Source organism: Pseudomonas sp. SCT (assembly GCF_003864275.1).
In the GTDB taxonomy this organism is placed as follows: Bacteria; Pseudomonadota; Gammaproteobacteria; order Pseudomonadales; family Pseudomonadaceae; genus Stutzerimonas; species Stutzerimonas stutzeri_AE.
In genome coordinates this window covers 1-1,193 of sequence record NZ_BDJA01000029.1, presented here as the reverse complement: position 1 = coordinate 1,193, position 1,193 = coordinate 1, and the positions used below count along the sequence as shown (strand labels likewise).

Here is a 1,193-nt window from a genome sequence, read left to right as displayed (position 1 = left end):
TAGGGACACTCTGAAGAAGACTTCCTGATTTGGCAAAATACCCCGATCCTACCCGCCGAGTAGCCCGATGAAGCAGATGACTTTCTCCGACGCCGAGTACGCCGGCAAGCGCAAGCAGACCCGCAAAGAGTTGTTCTTGATCGAAATGGATCGGGTAGTGCCATGGAAGGGTTTGGTTGCCTTGATCGAGCCCCACTACCCCAAGGGTGAAGGCGGACGTCCGGCCTATCCGCTGATGGCGATGCTGCGGGTTCATTTGATGCAGAACTGGTTTGGCTACAGCGATCCGGCGATGGAAGAGGCACTGTACGAGACCACCATCCTGCGGCAGTTCGCGGGGCTGAGCCTGGAGCGTATCCCCGACGAAACCACCATCCTCAACTTCCGTCGCCTGCTGGAGAAACACGAACTGGCTGCTGGCATCCTGGCAGTTATCAATGGCTACCTGGGTGACCGTGGCCTGTCGCTGCGCCAAGGCACCATTGTCGATGCCACATTGATCAATGCACCGAGCTCGACCAAGAACAAGGACGGCAAACGCGACCCAGAGATGCATCAGACCAAGAAGGGCAACCAGTATTACTTCGGGGCCAAGGCACACATAGGTGTCGACGATGAATCGGGTTTGGTGCACAGCGTGGTGGTCACGGCAGCCAATGTCGCGGATGTCACCCAGGTCGATAAGCTGCTGCACGGCGAGGAGAACATGGTCGGCGCAGACGCCGGTTACACCGGCGTCGAGAAGCGTCCCGAACATGAAGGCCGCGAAGTCATCTGGCAGATCGCGGCCCGCCGCAGCACTTACAAGAAGCTGGATAAGCGCAGCGCGCTGTACAAAGCCAAGCGCAAGATCGAGAAGGCCAAAGCCCAGGTGCGCGCCAAGGTCGAGCACCCGTTCCGGGTGATCAAGCGTCAGTTTGGCTACACCAAGGTGCGCTTCCGAGGCCTGGCGAAGAATATGTCGCAGATGGTTACGCTGTTTGCGCTATCGAATCTGTGGATGGCTCGCCGACATTTACTGACCTCTGCAGGAGAGGTGCGCCTGTAATGCGAGGCATAGCCGCTGCGAGGTGCTCGCAGCGGCTCAAGCATCGAATTGAGCCGGCGACTTGATCGTTTTTTGATCATTATCCCGCTTTAAAATCAGCAGTGCCTGAAGTCAGTCAGAAAAACTCGACTACTTCAGACCATCC

At 57.4% G+C, this 1,193-nt stretch carries 1 protein-coding gene; it reads left to right on the top strand.

Annotated elements, in window-relative coordinates; genetic code table 11:
* Positions 1-67: 67 nt before the first annotated feature.
* Positions 68-1,048: an IS5-like element ISPa52 family transposase gene (locus BHD08_RS22905; RefSeq protein ID WP_125025263.1), complete on the top strand. Its 981-nt coding sequence runs from the start codon at positions 68-70 to the stop codon at positions 1,046-1,048.
* Positions 1,049-1,193: the final 145 nt, after the last annotated feature.